Source organism: Pseudomonas sp. Mn2068 (genome assembly GCF_049319725.1).
In the GTDB taxonomy this organism is placed as follows: domain Bacteria; phylum Pseudomonadota; class Gammaproteobacteria; order Pseudomonadales; family Pseudomonadaceae; genus Aquipseudomonas; species Aquipseudomonas gingeri.
This window is the reverse complement of the sequence record NZ_JBMOUG010000002.1, coordinates 777,501-792,791: the sequence shown is the minus strand read 5'-3', so window position 1 is coordinate 792,791 and position 15,291 is coordinate 777,501. Positions and strand designations below refer to the sequence as shown.

Sequence of the window (15,291 nt, the reverse complement as noted above, 5' to 3'; positions counted from 1 at the left end):
CCGGGGACCACCAACCCGTTCCCCTGGATGAGCGAGATCATGGACCTGAAGAAAGAGAAGAACTTCTTCGAGACCCGTGTGATCGAGTACCAGACTGGCGGTGCGTTGAGCTGGGATTGATCTTCGTCCTGCACGAATAGTCCGGAAAGCAAAAAGCCCTGAACTTGTTCAGGGCTTTTTGTTTATGGGCTGCGCTGTTCTGCTCGACAAGGTCGAAGCGGCTCTGGAACGGGCAGAACACATCTAAGAGTTGTTCGATTAAACCAGAAAAAACTCACCATGAGGCCAATGCCAGCCTGTTAAACCGAACACGGCCCCTGTAGGAGCAGAGCTTGTCAGCGATGAGGCCCAGGCTGCTAAAAGCTTCGCGGGCAAGCCCTGCTCCTACGGGGACCGTGGCGTATTCAAGATCCCATTTTCTTAACCGTTCGGCGTTATCGAGTATTAGACTGATGGGATGTTGAGATAGGATTGATAATAGCCAAAAGCCATGATATAAAAGTGTCCCTTACATGGATGTCAGGACGCTTTATTAAAAAGCCCCGCCATGCGGGGCTTTTTTATGGAGGCATAAAATGACAAAAGTAATTACGCTTTACAATCACAAAGGCGGCGTTTCAAAAACAACAACAACTTTTAACCTCGCTCACTACTTAGCGTCTATGGGAAAAAAAGTTCTCGCGATAGATGCAGACCCACAATGCAACTTAACTGAATTAATGCTAGCCCCCCTTCTTGCAGAACTTGATGAAAAAGAACGACAAACAGGCACAGAGCAAAAACTTGGAGGGACCAGCTTACTGGAAATCCTCATCCCTCGCCTTGAGGGCGAAATCGCTCAAATTGACTTAGGAAGCATCCAAACCATAAGAATAAAAGAAAATCTTGAGCTACTCCGTGGCGATGTCGCACTGAGTAGCATTGAGGACGCTCTAGCAGAAGCACACGTTCAACGTTTTTCAAACAAAACACATGAAAAAAGAACTTACGTCGCACTAGGCGACTTACTTGACAGATATGGAGCAGAAAAGAAAATTGACTACATTCTAATCGATGTAGGCCCGAGTTCTGGAGCGTTAACCAGATCATGCTTTCTTACATGTGATGGATTTTATGTTCCCACCTCACCAGACAGATTCAATGTTCAAGCAATTGGAACTTTGACAGCCATTATTGAGCGCTGGATTGATGAACACCAACAAATATATGAAAATTTCAAAGGTCTCGACCTCCCGGTAAAAGCCGGTCGACCACAGTTTCTTGGAATAATCTTACAAAATTTCAAAATTTTCGGAGGTCAGCCAAAACCTAGTTACCGCATGTGGATGGACCGAATTCCGACAAAAGCGGAAACCACTTTATTTCCCATGCTAAGAAACTTCAACACCGCCACATCAGATCTTACGTCTGGGTTAGCTGGAGACAATATTGTGGCGACAAGAATTCGAGACTTTCAGAGCTTAGCACCCCTCATGCAAGAGCATGGAAAGCCAATATTCAGCATTACTCAAGACGACACGCGAGTTATGGATCAGGCAGGTAGACCCTGGAGTGGCCCAGTATGGGAAAGCGCACAAGAGCGTATGAAAAACTATGAAGAGCGCATTCAGGAAATCGTACAACGTCTTGAGCTTCTAGTTTAATGGCAAATCTCCTCACAAACCATTTCGTAGCCTTTATAGATTTGCTCGGCTTTGGCAGCATGGTAAGCCATGATTGTGAAAGCCCGGAAAACTCTCAAAAATACATAGACAAACTTAAAGAAACACATAGAAAAACCAAAGAATTAAAAGGCGAGATTGATGGACTTCAATTAACCCAATTCTCCGACTCAATAGTCCTTGCCCTACCTTACGACAAAAGGTCATTTCGCGAATTCTCAACTTTAGTTTCAAACTACCAGTTTGAATTATTGAAAAACGGAATACTATGCAGAGGTGGAATCTCGTATGGCATGCACTATTACGAAGACGACTTCCTATTCAGCAACGGCCTAATTCACGCCTACAATATTGAAAAAGATATTTCAATAAATCCACGCATAGTAGTATCAAAAGACCTGGTAGATCTACTATATCCCTCACCAGAAAAAGCACCCGAAGACATCCTAAAAAAAGAAAGCGACGGTTCCCATTTCATAAACTACCTAAACAACAGAGACCCTCAAGAATCTTGGAACCTCATACAAAACATCATACCTAAAAATCTAGCATACTCACCATCAGTTCGTGGAAAACAGATCTGGCTAATAAACTATTACAATCACACTTTCCCTAAAAACATATCTAGATCGGTAGAAATGTTCTCCTGATTCCGTCCTATACCGCTACCCCCTCCTAAATTAGTGCCTCCAATGCAGAATTGGAGGCACTCTACCAAAAAAATCAAAACTCCCCTCGCGCAGTTTCCAATGTCAGGACTTCGATCACATCAAACACATCACTGGCGTCCTGTAACAACAGGCGCGAAATAGCAGCGATGTTGCCCAAGTCTTTCGGATCGCTATCGCTCAGCCGACTACAGGTGAACAAGGTCATCAGTTTGTTGACTGCCCGCATACGCTCACTGACACACGCATGCAGATCGACCAAGGGTGCGTTGCGATCAATGTAGAGAACGGGGAACTGGGTGGAAACGCTGTCCATCGGGATAAAGCGCCTAGGGGTATGCTCGGTATTCATTATCAACCTCCATATGCATGAAAACTGAGCCGCCTGCTCGCTGCGAAACGAATGGGTGGCAGCTGTGTGCGGGTTCGCAGACCGAGCATATGGAAACACGGCAGATCCGAGGATCTCCCACACACAGCCACCATAAACCGAAATGCGGGGCATATAGGATGCCAGCAAACGCTTCAGGATGCTTGATTCCATATATTGTTCAGGGCTGCGAAACCCGGTTCCCAAGATTAGCCAAGGGGAACAGTTCCAAGCTTGAGAGCCTCCCTCCCTCGAAGCAATCCAGCAAAGTCATCAGATATCTGTCGAGTTTTCCGATAACAGAGTAGGACCACTACCGAACACATGGGCCTCGACGGAACATCGCACCATGTCATACGCCATAGCTGCCCTGTTCTACTCGATAGGATCAGGACCTTCCAGAAATGAAATGAATCACTCCCCAGCCTGCCCCAAAGAGCGATTTCAGAGATCATCGAAGCCGGAAACGGAAAGGCCCACCGTTCGGCGAGCCTTCTTTTTTACCTGCCTCCAGAAGACTTTTTCACTCTCCCAAAGCTGATAGGGAAAGAATGCTGAAGATCAGAATCACAGAACAATTCGCCTTGGACGTTGAAACTCAAAAGGCCCTAGGCCAAGACCTCGACCGAATCAAGCCAATCATCGAAGATCTTGCCCATCAACGAGAGCTGCCACTCTACTGCTGTGACAACCCTATCCCGGGAACCTGGGGACGCTGGAATTGCAAGATTGGCTTCGACTGGTGGCTGCTCTACAAATGCGATGCCATGGCAGGAACGATTACGCTGGAACGGACAGGAAGCGTGAAAGACCTCTTCGAGTAAACCTGAAAAAGCCAGAACGGCACCTTGAGGCGTCCTTCCAGATTCAGATTCCCAGGTCCTTGTACAACGCCTCTGTGCTTTCATACTCACGAAGGTTTTCACCGCGATCAGTGGCCTCCATCACCGCCCGGGTCTTGGCGTTAGGGGCCTTCACCTTGAAGGGAAGCTCCTTGTCCTGGACGATCTGAACCAAAAGCATACGAATTGCCTGGGAAACCGTCATGCCCATCCCATCGAGAATTTCCGTGGCATTGGCCTTCAGTTCACTGTCAATCCGGGTACGTACCACTTCAGTATGCGCCATATCTCACCCCAGGCTCATTGTAGCTACAATGAGCAAACTATAGTGCCAACGGCCTCTTGCGTCGAACACTTTCCGTTCGCTTCATGCCGGAATCCTTCACATGCCGTAGGGCTTGCCTTTTGCAGCCGCAACCTTTGTTTCAGCAGGTTTCAACACGTGGACGCCGAAAAAACTGGAGTGCAATCTAAACGCACGTAGCAGTAACCGAACACCATCTAAAGTCGCCCCGGATACCACTGTCGAGTTGGTCGAAGCGCTATGCGACTGGACAACCATCCCCGGCCCATCACCTTGAAAAAGGACGGTCACCATGCCTCTACGACCAACCGATGTATCCCAAAGCCTGTCTGAAGACCTGATACAGCTACGCGCCGATGTAGCCGCGTTCCACAAGGAAATGAGACATAGACCCCCCTCCAGCCCTTACAAGGTATGGCTGTCGTTCGGGTTGGGAGCCGGTACGGCGCTGGCCCTGTATTTCATCGTCTCACTGATAAAGCACCTGGGCTGACTATTCGTTTCAATTCCCTTTCGACACCTCACGCCGCACCTTGCGCTCCATGGCATAGGCCGCGCCGGGCTCGCTGATCAACTCTTCCCGACGCAGCGGTTGCGCGCAATGCTCGCAAAGCGGCCCCAGGCCCGCTGGCTGGCCGCAGAGTTTGTGCGTATAGCGCACCGCCAATTCTTCCTCTTCCGATTTGCACCAGGTCTCGCCCCACGCCCGTAGCGCCAGGACCACGGAATAGAACGCCTCGCCTTTTGGCGTCAGGTGGTATTCGTGGCGCAGCGGACGCTCGCTGTAGGGGCGCCGCTCAACCAGTCCGTCAGCCTCCAGGCTTTTCAGGCGACCGGCAATCATCTGCGGCGTTCCGCCCGTCTGGATCTGGATCTCGTCGAAGCGACGATTGCCCATGAACAGCTCGCGCAAAACCAGCAGCGTCCAGCGGCCACCTATAATTTCCTCAGCCCGCGCGATCGGGCACAACGTCTCAGGCGCGCTTTCTTTCACCGACATACCACCTTGCCTCTCAGTAGAGGCTATGATTATCATAGTAACGTAATACCAAGGCAACCCCCGCTGCCCTGGCTATCCAAAAAACGCTGGAGATCCCCTATGTCGACTATCACCTACCCTATCGATCGGACCGCCTATCTGCTGGTCGATCCCTACAATGACTTTCTCTCCGAAGGCGGCAAGGTCTACCCCTTCATCGAACCCGTCGCCAACGAGGTTCACCTGCTCGACAACCTGCGCGCCCTTGACCGGACCGTACGGGCCCAGGGCATCCAGGTGGTGATTGTACCGCACCGCCGCTGGGAAAAAGGCGACTACGAGAGCTGGGACCATCCGAGTCCGACCCAATGCAAGGTCATGCATCTGCATCACTTCGCACGCGGGGAATGGGGTGGGGAATGGCACCCCGATTTCGCGCCGAAGGACGGTGACATCGTCGTTCAGGAACACTGGGGCTCCAGCGGATTCGCCAATACCGACCTGGATTTTCGCCTCAAGCAGCAGGGCATCACCCACGTGATCATCGTCGGTCTGCTGGCCAACACCTGCATCGAGGCGACCGCCCGCTACGCAGTGGAACTGGGCTACCACGTCACCCTGGTACGGGACGCCACCGCAGCGCTCAAACCGGAAATGATGCACGCCGCGCACGAACTCAACGGCCCGACATTTGCCCATTCGATCGTCGCCACTGGCGAGCTCATCGCCACGCTGGAGGGCAAGTAAATGCAATTGACTGGCAAGCTCTTTATCGGCGCAGGTGATCTCTCCATCCCCGAGGCGACCATGAAGGCCCTCAACCCGGCGACCAACCAGACCATAGAACCCGCTTTTGCGTTGGGCGACGCAGCTGCCGTCGATGCCGCTGCCGTTCTCGCCGATGAGGCGTTCGACAGCTACAGCCATACCCCGCTCTCCCGGCGGGCCGCGTTCCTGGAAAGCATCGCCGACAACCTCGACGCTGTCCGTCCGGAACTGGCTGCCAGGGCAGCGCTCGAAACCGGCATCCCCCAGGCCCAGCTCGAAGGTGAAGCGGCCAAGGCGGCGACCCAGTTCCGTCAGTTCGCCGACGTCGTGCGCAAAGGGCGTTTCCTCCAGTTGTCCATCGACCCTGAGCAACCTAATCGTCAGCCGCGCCCCCGCATGGACCACCGGCTACAGAAAATGGCGATCGGCCCGGTCGCCATCTTCGGCGCCAGCAACTTTCCGATTGCCTACTCGATTGCCGGCGGTGACACCGCGTCCGCCCTGGCGGCGGGCGCGCCGGTCATCCTGAAGGCCCATAACGCCCATCCCGGAGCCTCGGAGATTCAGGCCAGGGCGATTCGCAAGGCGGTGCAAGAACACGGCCTGCACCTGGGCGTATTTTCAATGGTACGCGGCGAAGGCAACACCCTTGGTGAGGCCCTGGTCGATCACCCACTGGTCAAGGCCGTCACCTTCACCGGTTCGGAACAGGGCGGCATGGCGCTCTATCGCCGGGCCCAGCAACGCCCCGACCCGATCCCGGTATTCACCGAAATGACCAGCGTCAATCCCACCTTCGTCCTTGCACACACCCTCGCCAGCAAAGGCGCAGGCATCGGTGATGGTTTCGTCGAGCGCATGCTGGTCAATGTCGGCCAGGCCTGCCTGAAACCCGCCCTCCTCATTGCCATTGACGGCCCCGGCTTCGAGCCGCTGCGCACGGCGATGATCGAGCGCGTGGCACAGGCGGCGGCGCGGACCATGCTCACCCCCGGCATCCATGGGGCCTATATGAAATCCCTGGCAAGCGTGCAAAACGCCGGTGCGGCCGCCATCGCCCATGGACGGGCATCTGAAGCTGCGGTCGATGGGCAATCGATGCTGCTGGAAGTGGATGGCGAGCAGTTCCTGCGTGAAACAGCACTGTCGCAAGAAGTGTTCGGCCCGGCGGCATTGCTGGTCAGGGTCCGGGATGAAGAGCAACTGCTTGCGGTCGCCCGCTCGCTGCGCGGCCAACTCAGCGCCGCCATTCACCTGGAGGCCGATGACCTGCCGACGGCCCGGCGCCTGCTGCCGATCCTGGAGAGACGCACTGGGCGTATCGTCGTCAATGCCTTTGCCCATCCCCAGGAAGTGTCATTCGCGGCGATCCATGGCGGTCCCTATCCGGCCACCTCGGACAGCCGCTTCACGTCCGTCGGCATGACCTCCATCGAGCGCTTCCTGCGGCCGGTGTGCTACCAGGGATTTCCCGATGCCCTCCTGCCCGAGGCCCTGCGCGATAGCAATCCGCTGGGGCTGCCTCGCCTCCTGGATGGCCAGTGACAGGTACGGCACTCACTGGTCATCGGCGCACGCGCTGAAGCCTTCCGCTACTAGATGGGTTTGACCGACACCACATCGAAGTAGCGGAACTTCTTCTTTTTCGCTTCGTTCTTGGCTTCCTGTTCCGCAACGAAGGTGCTCAGGGTATTGGCGTCATAAGTGAGCACCTCGATCTCGCCTTCAAACTCCCGCGTAGCGTGCAGCGTGACCCTCAGTTTCGGCGAGAGCGCCTTGGCGACAGGACGACGCCTGGGGGCTGCTGACGGAGCCGGGACAAACGTCGGCTCAGGCGGTGGCGCGGGGATCGGTACCGGTTCGGCGTTTGGGCTGGAGGTACCAAACAGCGCCAGGCGCATCTCCTCCTCGCTCAGTTCATTACTCATTATCGATGTCTCATTTACAGATAGGCAGTTTGATATTTAGGAAGCTAACGGATTTTACCAGTCTTGGTCGCCGGTTGCTCTAATCAGTATCAATCCGCACCGGGACAACAGTCCGGGCAGGCATCCTAGCTATCGATCACCCGCTGCAAATGAATCGCCAACTCCGTGGCAAACCGTCGCTCCGGCGTCTCCACGTCGATGCCGAACAGCTCCTGGATCCGCGACAACCGATACCTCAGCGTCGTCACATGGACCCCCATCGCATCGGCGCACGCCTGGCTGCGGCAGCTCTCGCGCAGATAGGCCGTCAGTGTTTCCAGGTAAGGCGTGTGGTGCTTGCGGTCGTGGGCCAGCATGGCGCCGACGCTTTCGTTGACGAAGGTGCGGATATCTTCCCCGCCCACCGCCGCCACGAAAATGGGAATCGGCCCGAAGTCCTGATCGGAAATCGGGCCGCTGCGACCGAACGAACGGGCGATGTCGATCAACCGCCGGCAGCGCTCCCAGGCGGCGGGGTAATCGCCGAGCGCCCGGCACACACCACTGGCCAGCAGGATCGGCTCGCCGCCCAGGTAGTGCGCCAGGTCATCGGCAATCTGGCGCTTGACCTTGACCAGGCGCTCGCGGCCCTTCTCGCCTTCCGAGGGCACCAGGCACACCAGGCCGTTGTCGACGATGATCACCGTGGCCTGGATCGATGCCCGCGCCAGGATACGCGCGACGTTGTGATGCAGGTTCTTCGACTCGCGGGCCTTGCCGCCGTAATCGACGATGATCATCTGCTGCGCGCTGTGGAAATGGATGCCCAGGCGTCGGGCACGTTGCAGGATGTCGTCGGCGTCGCGCCAGCGGCCTTCGAGGACTTCGAACAGCAGTTCGGTCTGGGTCCGGGTTTCGAAGCGAAACCGGATAAAGCTGCGCATCATCTGCACGCTCAAGGCGAACTTGGCACTTTCCAGCATCAGCAGGTCCAGTTCGTTCATCGGCAGCGCCACCGGGAACAGCACCAGTGCGCCCACCAGCTCGTGATCGACCATCAACGGTTCGATCTGCGCCCGCAGGGTGAACTGGCGCCGGCCGTCGTCGAGAAACAGATTCACCGTGTTCCTCAGCGCGCTGCGCAGGCTTTCCTGGGCCGCCCTGGAAATCTGCACGCTCAATACCCCGGCAGCGGCCGCCTGCCAGGCGCTGTCGTCGAACAGCGCGGTGTCCGGGGAGCGCCCGGCCACCACCTGGTTGGCGGTGAAGTCGACGGCGATCACCGGATTGGGCAACTGATCGCCGACCATCAACGACAGCGACGTCACCGAACCACCGTCCAGTACGTGTTCCAGCAAGGTCGTGTGCACATGCAAGGCCTGCTGCATGCGCTCGGCGGCACGGCGCTCGGCTTCCAGCTGGCGCTGGCGCTCCACGGCAATGGCACCGAGGTGAATGATCATGCCGAGGAATACCCGATCCTCTTCCGAGACGTCCATGATCGTGCGGGAAATGACGCTGAGCACCATGGGGCGACCGTCGAAATCGGTGCAGTTCATGGGCATCACCATCACCGTGCGGTAGTCGCGCTCTACGGATTCACGGCGATAGCCGGGGTACTCGCATTCGCGCACATCACGGATGAATACCGGCTCGTTGCGCTGCAAGGCAGTCATCACCGGGCTCGACGACAACTCCCAGCAATCCACCAGTGGCCGCTGCACCAGCGTCGGGTCATGACGGGCAATCACATGGCCGAAACCGGCCTCCATATCAATGGCCATGATCGAACTCATGGTCCAGTGGGTGTGCCGGCAACTGGCGTAGACCAGCTGGTGCAGCATCGACTGCAGATCACCACCGGAGTTGATCTGGCTGGCGACATCGCGCAACGAGAGTATCTGCATTTCTCGATTCAAGGCATTCACCTGGACATGGAGGACATGGCAGTCAAGTTGCCTGCCCGGCCCGCCTGATACTTGCTCCGGTCAAGAGCAATGTCCAGCGTATTTGTACTGCGCAACCAAGGAAGACGGGTTTTGCCTTTGCCCATAGCCTTGGGCAAAACCAACAGCCACAAGGGCGATGAGTCATCATGAATCTGGAAAATCTGGGCGTCAGGAAGTACTGCACCTTTATCGAGGAAACCTATATCGAGGGCGGCAAGGACGCCGGCCAACCGATCACCCTGATCGTTGTCGCCGCGGTGCTGAAAAACCCCTGGGCCGGCCAGGGCTTCGTCGAGAACCTGCGGCCGGAAATCCTGCGCCTGGCCCCGGGCCTGGGGTACGAGATGACCCGTCGCCTGACCGCCCTGATGCCGGGCGACAAGGTCGAGGCCTTTGGCAAGGCCGCTGCCGTCGGGGTCAACGGCGAGATCGAGCACGCCTCGGGGCTGATCCACACCCTGCGCTTCGGCAACCTGTTCCGCGAAGCGGTGCAAGGCACGGCCTACCTCAGCTTCACCAACACCCGCAATGCGCCGGGCGCCCTGCTTACCCTGCCGATGGTGCACAAAAGCGAAACCGGCAAGCGCTCGCACTTCCTCACCGCCAACTTCCAGATCGCCGATGCGCCGGGCCCGGATGAAGTGCTCATCGCCATCGGCGCCTCCGATGGCTCGCGGGCGCACCCACGGATCGCCGACCGCTATCAGGACATGGCGGAGATGGAAGCGGAACAGCCCAGGGACTGATCGTCCCTCGCAATCGCAGCAAAAAAACCACCCAGCTTCCTCTTGATCGACGCAAGCCCGCGGTTTTCCTTCCCCGTAGGCTTGCTTCACACCACAAGAACATGCCCTTGCACACAGGAGCACTGCGATGCCGAGCACCATGGTCAACGCCAACGCCGCAGCCGTCGATCCCGGCGCCCTGCGCCAGGCCTTCGGCACCTTCGTGACCGGAGTCACCGTCATCACCACCCATGACGCCGATGGCAATCCCCGGGGCATGACGGCCAATTCGTTCACCTCGGTCTCCCTCGACCCGCCGTTGCTGCTGGTGTGCGTCGGCAAATCGGCGGCCAGCTACACCGCGTTCGCCAGCACCGAACATTTCGCCGTCAACTTGCTGCATGAAGGGCAAGTGGACGTTTCCGGGACCTTCGCCTCGAAGTCGCCGGACAAGTTCCAGACCGTCAATCACGACACGGTCCATACCGGCGCGCCGATCCTCACCGACAGCCTGACCTGGTTCGACTGCACCGTGGACCAGCGCATCGAAGCCGGCGACCACCTGGTGCTGATCGGCCAGGTCCGTGCGTTCGGCACCAGCCCCAAGCTGCCGCTGTGTTTCTGCCGGGGCCGCTACGCGAACATCCAGGACCCGCTGCCGGCCAGCTGGCTGGACTCCCACAAGATGATCATCGGCTACCTGATCGAAGCCGGTGACGCGATCCTGTTCCGCGCCGACGGCCAGGGCGGCTGGACCTTGCCCGTGGCCGGCAAGCGCAAGGGTTTTATCGATGCCGGGCACTGCTCCCTGCCGGTGAAACTGGAGTCGACCTTCCTGTACTCGGCCTTCGATGTCGACGATACCGACCCCGGCTACCTGATCTACCGCGCCCAGCTCGGAGCGCTGGATACCGAGCTGCCCGACACCCTGCGCTTCTTCCCGCTGGACGAACTGCCCATCGAACTGATGCCGGTCAACGAGCTGCGTTCGGTGGTCCGCCGCTATGCCCGCGAGCGCCAGAACCAGCAGTTCGGCATCTACACCGGTTCCGCCGCCAGCGGGCGGATAGCGATGCTCGAGAACGCCGCGCTGGCGCCCGAATCCCTTTGACACGCACCTACAGGACACTCGCATGAAAACCACGGTCAGCGCCCTCGAGGGCAATCGCCTCAACCTGTTTATCGACGGCCGCTTCGTCGCGCCCGCCAGCGACACCTACATCGACAGCTTCGACCCCACCACCGGCCGCTCCTGGTACCAGTTCGCCCAGGCCGACGCCAGTGACGTCGAGCGCGCGGTCGCTTCGGCCCAGCGCGCCTTCCATGATCCGCAATGGCGCAACCAGACACCCACCGCCCGGGGCAAACTGCTCTATCGCCTGGCACAACTGGTGGCCGAACACGCCGAGGAACTGGCTCTGCTGGAAACCCGCGACAACGGCAAACTGCTGCGGGAAATGCAGGCGCAGATGAGTGCCCTGCCCGACGCCTACACCTACTTCGCCGGCATGGCCGACAAGCTGCAGGGCGAAACCATTCCGGTCAACAAGCTCAACCAGCTCAACTACAGCACCCGCGAGCCCCTGGGCGTGATCGGCATGATCACCCCGTGGAACTCGCCGCTGATGCTGCTCACCGGCACCCTGGCGCCCTGCCTGGCCATCGGCAACACCGTGGTGATCAAGCCGTCCGAGCATGCCAGTGCCTCCACCCTGGCCCTGGCCGAACTGATCATCGAGGCCGGCTTCCCCGCCGGCGTGGTCAACGTCATCACCGGCAACGGTCCGGTGACCGGCGATGCCCTGACCCGTCACCCGGACATCGCCAAATACGTGTTCACCGGCAGCACCGACACCGGCCGGCGCATCGCCGGCAACGCGGCGAACAACCTGGTGCCGTGCCAGATGGAACTGGGCGGCAAATCACCCCACGTGGTGTTCGCCGATGTCGACATCGACAAGGCCGTCAACGGCGTGGTCTCCGGCATCTTCGCCGCCGCCGGGCAAAGCTGCGTCGCCGGTTCGCGCTGCTTCGTCGAGGCAGCGATCTACGACCGCTTCGTCGAGGCCCTGGTGGCCCGCACCCGGAACATCACCGTCGGCCATCCCATGGAAGAACACACCGATATCGGCCCGCTGGCCTTGCAGGCCCAGTTGCAGAAAATCGAAGGCTACATCGCCAGCGGCGTGCAACAGGGTGCCCGGGCGGCCATTGGCGGCAAGCGCCCGAGCAGCTCGCACCTGGCCGAAGGCTGGTATTTCGAACCGACGGTGATGACCAACGCCAGCAACGACATGCCGTTCATGCGTGACGAGTTGTTCGGGCCGGTGATCGGCGTCATGCCCTTCACTTCGGAAGAACAGATGATCGGCCTGGCCAACGACACCCACTACGGCCTCGCCTCGGGCATCTGGACCCAGAACATCGACCGCGCCATGCGCTTCGCCAACCGTATCGACGCCGGCACGGTGTGGATCAACACCTACCGCAGTTCCGCCTATATGTCCGCCAATGGCGGCTTCAAGCAGAGCGGCTATGGCCGTCGCGGCGGCTTTGACGTGATGCGTGAGTTTTCCCGGGCCAAGAACGTGGTCATCGATTACTCCGGCGAGATGCAGGACCCGTTTGTCATCCGCCTGCGCTGATTATCCAAGGAGCACCTCATGAAATTTGCCGTATCCCTGAGCATGGAACGCTTCTCCCCCGACGTGCCCATGCAGACCGTCATGGCCAACCTGCTGGAACTGGCGCAGATCGCCGATGAAGGCGGCTTCGAAACCCTGTGGACCTCGGAGCACCACACCCTCGAATGCACCATCGCGCCCAACCCGTTCCAGACCCTGGTATGGCTGGCCCAGCACACCCAGCGCATTCGCCTGGGTACCGCGACCCTGGCGGCCGCCTACTGGCATCCGATCCGCCTGGCCGGCGAAGCCGCGTTGTGCGACCACCTGACCAAGGGCCGCCTGGAGTTCGGCATCGCCCGCGGCTCCTACCAGTACGAGTTCGATCGCATGACCCCCGGCCTGCAGCAGCAGGAAGGCGTCGGCTACATGAAGGAACTGGTGCCGGCGGTACAGAAGCTCTGGGCCGGGGATTACGCCCATGATGGCCACTACTGGAAATTCCCGCGGACGGCGGCCGTGCCCAAGCCGTTGCAGAAGGATCACCCGCGTATCTGGGTGGCCGCGCGGGACCCGGGCACCTTCGACTGGGCGGTGGGCATCGGCGCCAACATCCTCTCCACCCCGCTCTCGCTGCCGGCGGCTGAAATCGCCGTGCTGGGTGAGAAATTCAACAAGGCCGTCGCCGACAATCCCCATGTGCCGCGTCCGCGTTTCATGATGCAGCGCCGTACCTGCGTGTACGCCAGGGCGCAAGACTGGGAACTACCGGTCAGGCACAGCATGGACTTCGGCCGGGCCTTCGAGAACCTGATGCAGAACATCGGCACCGTGCACAACGGCTTCCCCGAGCCGGTATCCTTTGAAAGTGTCCGGGGCAAGGACAACTACAACCCGGAGAACCTGCGGCGCAACCTGATGTTCGGCACCCCGGAGGAAATCATCGAGAAGCTGCTCGACTACGAAGCCGCCGGCGTCGACCAGTATTGCCTGGGCCTGACCTTCAACCTGCCGTTCGAGCTGCAGAAGCAGACCCTGCGCCTGTTTATCGACGAGGTGATGCCGGTGTTCGCCGAGCGTGAGCGCGCCAAACGCCGCGACAAGGTCACGGAGTGACCGCCATGAGCGAAGCACAACGCTTCAGCGTGGCCAATGTCACGCTCAACTATCGCCTCGACGGCCAGGGGCCACGCCCGCTGCTGTGCATCCATGGCGTCGGCTCCAGCCTGGAGGCCTGGGGCGAGGTGGTGGGCCGCCTGCAAGAGCAGTTCACCCTCCTGACCTTCGACCTGCGCGGCCACGGCCAGTCATCCCGCACGCCCGGCCGCTATGAAATCGATCACCTGGTGGGCGAAGCCCTGGCCCTGGCCGATCATGTCGGCTTCAAGGACTTCGACCTCGCCGGCTTCTCGCTGGGCGGACTGATCGCCCAGCGCATGGCCTTGACCCACCCGGCGCGGGTCCGGCGCCTGGTATTGCTGTCGACGGTCGCCGGACGCAACGCCGAGGAACGCGAACGGGTGCAGGCGCGCCTGGCGGCCCTGCAGGCCGGCGAGCCGGTGGCCCATTACGAAGCGTCGCTGTCACGCTGGCTGACCGAGGATTTCCAGGCTCGCCACCCGCAGGCCGTCAGCCGGTTGCGGCAACAGAACGCCGCTAACGATCCCGGCTGTTACGCCGCGGCGTATCGGGTGCTGGCGGAGTCGGACTTCGGCGATCAGCTCCAGCAGATTCGCTGCCCGACACTGATCGCCACCGGCGCCGAGGATGCCGGCTCGAACCCGAGGATGGCGGCCTTCATGCACGAACGCATCCGGGGCTCGCAGTTGAAGATCCTGCCGGGGTTGCGCCACTGCATTCTGATCGAGGCCCCGGAACAGGTGGCAACGCTCATGCGCGAATTTCTTTCCGATTCGGAGGTACACCATGGATAAGTCACTGCAGGCTCAAGGCGAAACAGTTCGCCGCCAGGTCCTGGGCAATGCCTACGTCGACCAGGCGCTGGGCAAGGCCGACGATTTCTCGCGGCCGTTCCAGGCCGTGCTCAACGAATACTGCTGGGGCATGGTCTGGACCGACGAGTCCCTCGACCTCAAGCAACGCAGCCTGCTGAACCTCGGCATGCTCGCGGCGCTGGGCCGGATGGACGAGTTCGGCACGCATTTCTGCGGCGCGATCCGCAACGGTCTCACGGACGAGGAACTGCGCGCCGCCCTGGTCCAGATCGCGGTGTACTGCGGCGTGCCGGCGGGTGTCGAAGCCTTCCGCGTCGCCCGCAAGGCGCGGGAAAGCATGGACCCGACGCAATCCACTACCGGCTGACGTCTCACCCTTGCACTCGCCACACCGCTCATGCTGTAAGTGCCCTCGCACAACAACAAGAAATTTTTGAGACTGCACCCTTGCGCCCGCGACACCGAAGGACCTTTGACTGCCAGTAGCCCAAAAATTTCTATTGATGAAGTTTTCCGCAGATTGCAAAACAACAATTGGA

Annotated in this window: 16 protein-coding genes and 1 pseudogene; 12 read left to right on the top strand and 5 right to left on the bottom strand. The window is 59.2% G+C overall.

Annotation, left to right across the window (positions count from 1 at the left end):
* From ACL9RJ_RS08010 to ACL9RJ_RS08000, 3 genes and pseudogenes are all read left to right on the top strand, one after another.
* A pseudogene (locus ACL9RJ_RS08010) lies at positions 1-120 on the top strand (ribonucleotide-diphosphate reductase subunit beta); the annotation flags it as partial.
* Between the two features lie 455 nt (positions 121-575).
* On the top strand, positions 576-1,643 hold the full coding sequence (locus ACL9RJ_RS08005; RefSeq protein ID WP_083875345.1) for a ParA family protein: 1,068 nt from the start codon (positions 576-578) through the stop codon (positions 1,641-1,643).
* Complete coding sequence (locus ACL9RJ_RS08000) at positions 1,643-2,311, top strand: hypothetical protein (RefSeq protein ID WP_146049239.1); 669 nt, start codon at positions 1,643-1,645, stop codon at positions 2,309-2,311. The genes ACL9RJ_RS08005 and ACL9RJ_RS08000 overlap by 1 nt, the downstream gene beginning before the upstream one ends.
* A 73-nt stretch (positions 2,312-2,384) precedes the next feature.
* Here ACL9RJ_RS08000 and ACL9RJ_RS07995 read toward each other — a convergent pair whose 3' ends face one another.
* Positions 2,385-2,681 (bottom strand): hypothetical protein, encoded by a 297-nt coding sequence (locus ACL9RJ_RS07995; protein ID WP_017126619.1) that lies wholly within the window; start codon positions 2,679-2,681, stop codon positions 2,385-2,387.
* 569 nt (positions 2,682-3,250) lie between these two features.
* On the opposite strand from ACL9RJ_RS07995, the gene ACL9RJ_RS07990 reads away from it, so the two are divergent.
* Entirely contained in the window at positions 3,251-3,523 is a 273-nt protein-coding gene (locus tag ACL9RJ_RS07990) for a type II toxin-antitoxin system YafQ family toxin (RefSeq protein ID WP_017126620.1), read from the top strand.
* A gap of 43 nt (positions 3,524-3,566) precedes the next feature.
* On the opposite strand, the gene ACL9RJ_RS07985 is transcribed toward ACL9RJ_RS07990, so the two are convergent.
* Together ACL9RJ_RS07985 and ACL9RJ_RS07980 are read right to left on the bottom strand one after the other, a co-directional pair.
* Positions 3,567-3,827, bottom strand: coding sequence for a type II toxin-antitoxin system RelB/DinJ family antitoxin (locus tag ACL9RJ_RS07985; RefSeq protein WP_017126621.1), 261 nt, complete (start codon positions 3,825-3,827; stop codon positions 3,567-3,569).
* A 520-nt stretch (positions 3,828-4,347) separates the two neighbouring features.
* A complete protein-coding gene (locus tag ACL9RJ_RS07980) occupies positions 4,348-4,845 on the bottom strand; it encodes a winged helix-turn-helix transcriptional regulator (protein ID WP_177119525.1) in 498 nt (165 codons plus the stop codon).
* Between the two features lie 99 nt (positions 4,846-4,944).
* On the opposite strand from ACL9RJ_RS07980, the gene ACL9RJ_RS07975 reads away from it, so the two are divergent.
* Both ACL9RJ_RS07975 and ACL9RJ_RS07970 read left to right on the top strand, forming a co-directional pair.
* On the top strand, positions 4,945-5,571 hold the full coding sequence (locus ACL9RJ_RS07975; RefSeq protein WP_178991988.1) for an isochorismatase family cysteine hydrolase: 627 nt from the start codon (positions 4,945-4,947) through the stop codon (positions 5,569-5,571).
* The gene (locus ACL9RJ_RS07970) at positions 5,572-7,137 is read left to right on the top strand and encodes an aldehyde dehydrogenase (NADP(+)) (RefSeq protein ID WP_422765118.1); all 1,566 of its coding nucleotides are present in this window, start codon (positions 5,572-5,574) and stop codon (positions 7,135-7,137) included. It abuts the gene before it with no gap.
* A gap of 50 nt (positions 7,138-7,187) precedes the next feature.
* On the opposite strand, the gene ACL9RJ_RS07965 is transcribed toward ACL9RJ_RS07970, so the two are convergent.
* Both ACL9RJ_RS07965 and ACL9RJ_RS07960 read right to left on the bottom strand, forming a co-directional pair.
* The gene (locus tag ACL9RJ_RS07965) at positions 7,188-7,520 is read right to left on the bottom strand and encodes a hypothetical protein (RefSeq protein ID WP_017126625.1); all 333 of its coding nucleotides are present in this window, start codon (positions 7,518-7,520) and stop codon (positions 7,188-7,190) included.
* A gap of 125 nt (positions 7,521-7,645) precedes the next feature.
* Complete coding sequence (locus tag ACL9RJ_RS07960) at positions 7,646-9,427, bottom strand: helix-turn-helix domain-containing protein (RefSeq protein ID WP_343054859.1); 1,782 nt, start codon at positions 9,425-9,427, stop codon at positions 7,646-7,648.
* Between the two features lie 167 nt (positions 9,428-9,594).
* On the opposite strand from ACL9RJ_RS07960, the gene ACL9RJ_RS07955 reads away from it, so the two are divergent.
* The 6 genes from ACL9RJ_RS07955 (at position 9,595) to ACL9RJ_RS07930 (ending at position 15,119) form a co-directional block, all read left to right on the top strand.
* Positions 9,595-10,194, top strand: coding sequence for an amino acid synthesis family protein (locus tag ACL9RJ_RS07955; RefSeq protein WP_422765117.1), 600 nt, complete (start codon positions 9,595-9,597; stop codon positions 10,192-10,194).
* A gap of 127 nt (positions 10,195-10,321) precedes the next feature.
* Entirely contained in the window at positions 10,322-11,284 is a 963-nt protein-coding gene (locus ACL9RJ_RS07950) for a flavin reductase family protein (RefSeq protein ID WP_422765116.1), read from the top strand.
* Positions 11,285-11,306: 22 nt separating this feature from the next.
* On the top strand, positions 11,307-12,818 hold the full coding sequence (locus ACL9RJ_RS07945; RefSeq protein WP_178992353.1) for an aldehyde dehydrogenase: 1,512 nt from the start codon (positions 11,307-11,309) through the stop codon (positions 12,816-12,818).
* Between the two features lie 18 nt (positions 12,819-12,836).
* Positions 12,837-13,913: an LLM class flavin-dependent oxidoreductase gene (locus ACL9RJ_RS07940; protein ID WP_017126630.1), complete on the top strand. Its 1,077-nt coding sequence runs from the start codon at positions 12,837-12,839 to the stop codon at positions 13,911-13,913.
* Positions 13,914-13,918: 5 nt separating this feature from the next.
* Positions 13,919-14,731: an alpha/beta fold hydrolase gene (locus ACL9RJ_RS07935; RefSeq protein WP_017126631.1), complete on the top strand. Its 813-nt coding sequence runs from the start codon at positions 13,919-13,921 to the stop codon at positions 14,729-14,731.
* Entirely contained in the window at positions 14,724-15,119 is a 396-nt protein-coding gene (locus ACL9RJ_RS07930; protein WP_017126632.1) for a carboxymuconolactone decarboxylase family protein, read from the top strand. The genes ACL9RJ_RS07935 and ACL9RJ_RS07930 overlap by 8 nt, the downstream gene beginning before the upstream one ends.
* The last annotated feature ends 172 nt before the right edge of the window (positions 15,120-15,291 follow it).